5 protein-coding genes are annotated in these 5,054 nt (G+C 46.9%); all 5 read right to left on the bottom strand.

Going from position 1 to position 5,054, the window contains the following annotated elements:
- Positions 1-114: 114 nt before the first annotated feature.
- The 5 genes from DXB92_RS12495 to DXB92_RS12475 all read right to left on the bottom strand — a co-directional run bounded on the left by DXB92_RS12495 (position 115) and on the right by DXB92_RS12475 (position 5,016).
- Positions 115-528: a DUF1492 domain-containing protein gene (locus tag DXB92_RS12495; RefSeq protein WP_117734133.1), complete on the bottom strand. Its 414-nt coding sequence runs from the start codon at positions 526-528 to the stop codon at positions 115-117.
- Complete coding sequence (locus DXB92_RS12490) at positions 525-1,889, bottom strand: DEAD/DEAH box helicase (RefSeq protein WP_117734132.1); 1,365 nt, start codon at positions 1,887-1,889, stop codon at positions 525-527. The genes DXB92_RS12495 and DXB92_RS12490 overlap by 4 nt, the downstream gene beginning before the upstream one ends.
- Positions 1,876-2,166 carry a VRR-NUC domain-containing protein gene (locus DXB92_RS12485; RefSeq protein ID WP_046437754.1) on the bottom strand — a complete coding sequence of 97 codons (291 nt, stop codon included), beginning with the start codon at positions 2,164-2,166 and terminating at the stop codon, positions 1,876-1,878. Before DXB92_RS12485 ends, DXB92_RS12490 begins: the two co-directional genes overlap by 14 nt.
- Before the next feature lie 202 nt (positions 2,167-2,368).
- Positions 2,369-4,591, bottom strand: coding sequence for a phage/plasmid primase, P4 family (locus tag DXB92_RS12480; protein WP_117734131.1), 2,223 nt, complete (start codon positions 4,589-4,591; stop codon positions 2,369-2,371).
- A complete protein-coding gene (locus tag DXB92_RS12475; protein WP_117734130.1) occupies positions 4,588-5,016 on the bottom strand; it encodes a DUF4406 domain-containing protein in 429 nt (142 codons plus the stop codon). The genes DXB92_RS12480 and DXB92_RS12475 overlap by 4 nt, the downstream gene beginning before the upstream one ends.
- Positions 5,017-5,054: the final 38 nt, after the last annotated feature.

Raw genomic sequence — 5,054 nt, 5'->3', positions numbered from 1 at the left:
CGGCATAAGGTTCACCTCCGGATACAAAAAGCCGCCTCGGATGATTCCATGGCGGCTCTCGTTTTATTCTTTGCTATGATACAGTATAGCATACCATAAAGCTCTTATCAAGTCTTATGAACTCTGATGAACTCTTAACTTTTCAAGTGCTTTATTGTGGAGGTAGTAAATATGCTGTACGCTATAGTCTAATTCACTTGCCACCACTTTCCATGGCTTAAACTCCAGATACCGTTTTGTAAGAAGATCACGGGAATCTGCATCTGCGACCTTCTGAATCTGTTTTCGCATTTCATGCATCAAATGTTGAAGTTCCATTTTGGTTTCTTCGATTTCTTCTTCCAATGACAAAATTTTTTCTACAGCAATTTCCATCTTGTGTGGTTCTGGAGAAACTGTTTTAGGGGAATCTCCACCTTTTCCACCTATACCCTCAGCAGATTGTCGTATGCAATCGATCTCATGCTCTTTCCGAAAGATTCGGTGTCGGAGGCGTTCTGCCTCTTCCATGTATGCTTTTGGATTCATGCATTTTCCTCCCTCACAATTTCAGCACGCACAGCAGTCATCAAAGCGGTCTGGGTTTGTTCTTTCTGGGTTAGGGCTTTCAGGATACGTTCGTCAATCGTCCCTTTCGTGATGAGATGTAGAATGACGACCGTTTCGGACTGCTGCCCCTGCCGCCACAGTCTGGCGTTGGTCTGCTGGTAGAGTTCCAGACTCCAGGTCAGTCCAAACCAAATCAAGCGAGAACCACCTGCCTGTAAGTTCAAGCCATGTCCGGCAGCGGCTGGGTGCAGCAGACCAACTTGCAGCCTTCCGGCGTTCCAGTTCCGGATACTGTCGGAGGACTGGATTTCCTGATAGGAAACATTCAGCTTTCGCAATCGCTCTTGAATCCGCTCCAAATCATGCTTGAACCAATACGCCACCAGAACAGGCTTGCCATTGGCTGCCTCTATCAGGTCTTCCAGTGCATCCAGCTTTCGGCTGTGGATGGGAATCACTGCTCCGGTGTCGTCATACACCGCTCCATTCGCCAGTTGGGAAAGTTTGTTGCTGAGGGCAGCAGCATTAGCGGCGGTAATCTCAGTGTCCTGCATCTCCAGAATCAATTCAGACTTGAACCGCTTGTAGGTTTCTTGCTCCGTGTCGGACAGCTGCACGGGATATTCGTTGGAAAGTAATTCCGGCATGTGCAGATGGTCGAGGGCTTTCATCGAAACGGTGATGTCCGATATTTTTTCGTAGATCCGTTCTTCTGCATCGGGCAAGGGCTTATAGGAATACACGATATATCCGTTCTGCTTGTCGGGCTTGAAGTAGGCGTTCCGGTACTGCCCGATGAATCTACCGAGCCGCTGCCCCATATCCAGCAGACGAAATTCCGCCCATAAATCCATAAAACCATTACTGGCAGGAGTGCCTGTCAAACCTACGATTCTTTTCACGTTCGGTCGAACTTTCATCAGTGCCTTGAAACGTTTGCTCTGGTGGCTCTTGAAACTGGAGAGTTCATCAATCACCACCATGTCATAATCGAACTTCGTGTTGTTGACGAGCCAGTCAATGTTCTCCCGGTTGATGATGTAGATGTCAGCATCTGCCTTTAAAGCTGCAATGCGTTCTTCCTCTGTGCCGACCGCTACGCTGTATCGCAGAGGTTTCAAGTGCTCCCATTTTTCAATTTCAGCAGACCATGTATCACGAGCAACTCGCAGTGGTGCAATAATCAAAACTTTTCTGACCGCAAACAAATCAAACATCAAATTGTGGATTGCGGTCAGTGTTGTAATCGTCTTACCAAGTCCCATATCCAGAAAGAGTGCTGCGATTGGATGTTCTTCGATAAATCGAACAGCATATTTCTGATAATCATGTAGTTCCATCGCTTTTCACCTCCGAGATGATTTTTTCGATGCCCTCACAAGCATCCAAGACGTAAACCAGAAAACCCAATCGCCTCAGAAGTTTATGCCGGGAAAGTTGAAGCGGTCTTGGTTTCTCTCCGGGTGCTTTCACTTCCACAAAAGCAATTCTACCGCCGGGCATCAATACGATGCGATCTGGAACGCCTGCCGTTCCGGGAGACGTGAATTTCCAGCACACACCGCCGTTCTGTTTAACCGCTTTTGTCAGTTTTTCTTCAATGATTTTTTCTCGCATGGATTCTCCCTGTTTTTCGAGAAAATGGAGGTCATAGGAAGTCAAATACAAACCTTATATATAGAGAAAATTTTTACTTTTTTTCTCGCCTGCGTAAAGTCTGTATATGAGTTCCTATGACTTCCACTTTCCCTATATTTCGGTGTTTTTTGACCTTAAAAGTGGAGGTCGATTTTATAGAGTGGAAGTCAAAAACATACTTTTAGTCAAGGAAATCGAATTTGATGCACAGTCCCACAATCACATTACACTGTGTTGTTCTCTTACGTTTATACCCAGCTTGTTCCAAAGCAGAATAGAAATCTGATGTGCTGCGAACAAACTCACCATTTTCAAGACAGTATTCACGATAGTGTCGATATAGTTCTCCGGACTTTTCCTGATAGCTTTTATCCACTTCACAACACTCATTGATGAAATTTCCAAGCCAGTCATTGCCTTCCCGATAGGCTCCGATTGCATCTAAAACACACTGCGGTCTGGTAATCTGGTAGTTTGCTGCAATGACCTTTCTTGCCCCCTCAATCAGCCAGGAAAGCACTGCACCACCTGCGTTATCGACCAAGTGCTGCGTATAGTTTTTGATGTCCTTAGAACCCTGAATTTTTGCGTGAAACGGGATGACAATCAATCTTCTCCATGTTCCGTCATCCGAAGCTCCAACCTTCGGAAGATGATTGGTATACAGCACCAAAGTGTGAGAGGGTTCAAAGTGGAATGGTGCTTTGAATTTCTTTTCGGCAAAAATCGGGTCCGTGGAACAAAGCTGCTTCACCACGCTGGTATTCAGCCGCATCCCTTCCTGCAATTCTGCCGCAATAATCATCCGCTTTCCCTTGAGTTCCGCCATCTCCGGCTTCACGTTTCTCTTACAATTGACAGTCAGTGCATCTGCTGAAATGTTGCCGCTGTAACTGCCGAGAACCTTGTAAATGACATTCCAGAACGTTGATTTTCCGTTACGTCCGTCACCATAGGCAATAATCATCGCCTCCAAATACACCTTGCCAACAATGCAAAGTCCGCAAATCATCTGCACATAGTCAATCAAACTCTGGTCACCGCAGAAGAACAGCTGCAACGCATCCTCCCACAAATCCTTACCGGCATCACTTGGAACAACCGCCGTCACTTTCGTTAAGAGGTCAGCAGGATCTGTAGGCTTCCAGCCATTCAATCCTTCGGGCAGATAGTAAGTGCCTCCGGGGGTATTTAAAAGCATCGGATTGCTGTCAAGGGCTTCGGGATTGTGGAGAACCAGAGGCTTTGCAGCATCCAGTGCATTGGTCATACTGCGAACATGGCGATATTTCATGACAAACGCCTTGAAAGTAGCATAGTACTGATACTCCCTGTATGCGGCGGTCTGTTCTTCGTCCAGACTGTCCTGAAACTTTTTGCCGCCGTTGATTGCTGCATCTCTTGCAACACCAAGGCTTTCCAGTTTCAAAAGTGACGCTTCCACCTGCTTTTCCGCCCCTGCCAGCTGTACGTCCGTATGTTCGATCATGGCAAGGGTGACGGCGTGTTCTGACTCCTCCCAGTAGGTTCCGTTGTAGCGAAGATAATCGGTCGCAATAGTAAACGCCACCTCATCTGAAAAGCCTTCTACAAATGTGCGAGCCTCTCCAACATCCGAAAAATCATCGGGAATCAGGGACTGTTTGCCGTATGCTTCAGGAGAAATATATCCTTCCTGCGAGGTTACTTTTTTTCCGAATTTGCAGGCACTGTGCCAGATTGCTTCCAGTTCTTCATCCGGTAGCGGCGGTTCGCATTCTGCTGCTTTTTCCAGAAACTTCTGATAACTTTCCTCAGTCACACCAAAACGCTTGACCAGCTTTCCAGCCATGCGAGACATTGTGCTGTTACGCTGTCCCTGCGGAATGTTACGGTTTGACTTCATCAGTGTAAGCCAGTCCTCAATGGAAAGACTGCCTTCGTGCCATACAACATCGCTCGGACAACCAAACAAAAAACGTGAGGCATCCAGTGCATTTCCGTCAAAGAACGGCAGTTCCTTATGAATCTGATTTTTAACTGCCTTGTGCATCGTGGCGTTTTTGCAGGGTGAGGTGGGAAAGAAAACATGGAAACGGGGACGGGCAGATTTGCTGCCTTTTGTCAACAGATGATGACGGCTGTAGGTCACTGCAAATGCAACATCTCCTAAGCTGTTCATCAGCATTTCAGGCGTGATCCAGTCTTTCGGGTCGTCTGAATGGTCATTGTCACAGTCCATAGGTACTACATCAGACAACAGGAAATTGGCGTCACTGCGGGCAAAGTTCTCATACTGAGCACAGACATGATCGTAGACAACGGCTTTTTTCAAATCCGCTTCTGAAGTAATGACCTTTTGGTTGGGATAAAGGACATTCTTTTCATTGCCGGTACAGTTAGCTGTATAGAGCGTAAATTTCATTCTATTTCCTCCAGTTCTTCTGTAAAATGCCGAATGGTCATATGCCGCCGCTTCGCCCATTTGATTTCCTGCTGCATCCCCTCCGACCGCACAGAACCAAACACCCACAACTGAGCACACTTTGACAGCAGTACCAAATTCATGAACATCGCTGTCTGACGATCTTCGCCTAAACCGTCATCCATGAACTGCGGAAACAGCAAATGGGGAGCGATAGGGACATAGTGCGTATCTACCGCAAAGCGGCTGTACCGTCTGGCGTTTTCGATATTGTCATTGATGCAGCCGTGGGAATAGGGAGAACAAATGTATACCAGCGGTCGATAAGCGGCAGCCTTTTTCGCCTTGCGTTCCTCTCGTTCAATACGGCTCAGTGCCTCATAAGCAGTGAGATCGATGTATCCCTCAGCGTTATACAGATTCATGCAATACTCCTTTCAGTCGCTTCTTTGTGCAGGCATCA

The organism is Ruminococcus sp. OM06-36AC, from assembly GCF_003438725.1.
Lineage (GTDB): Bacteria > Bacillota > Clostridia > Oscillospirales > Ruminococcaceae > Ruminococcus_C > Ruminococcus_C callidus.
Note: the sequence above shows the minus strand (reverse complement) of the source record. Positions and strands in the feature narration are given on the sequence as shown.

What these genes read in the sequence shown, in the direction of transcription:
- DXB92_RS12495 (WP_117734133.1), bottom strand. Translation starts at nt 528, where the DNA reads ATGAATCCAAAAGCATACATGGAAGAGGCAGAACGCCTCCGACACCGA.
- DXB92_RS12490 (WP_117734132.1), bottom strand. Translation starts at nt 1,889, where the DNA reads ATGGAACTACATGATTATCAGAAATATGCTGTTCGATTTATCGAAGAA.
- DXB92_RS12485 (WP_046437754.1), bottom strand. Translation starts at nt 2,166, where the DNA reads ATGCGAGAAAAAATCATTGAAGAAAAACTGACAAAAGCGGTTAAACAG.
- DXB92_RS12480 (WP_117734131.1), bottom strand. Translation starts at nt 4,591, where the DNA reads ATGAAATTTACGCTCTATACAGCTAACTGTACCGGCAATGAAAAGAAT.
- DXB92_RS12475 (WP_117734130.1), bottom strand. Translation starts at nt 5,016, where the DNA reads ATGAATCTGTATAACGCTGAGGGATACATCGATCTCACTGCTTATGAG.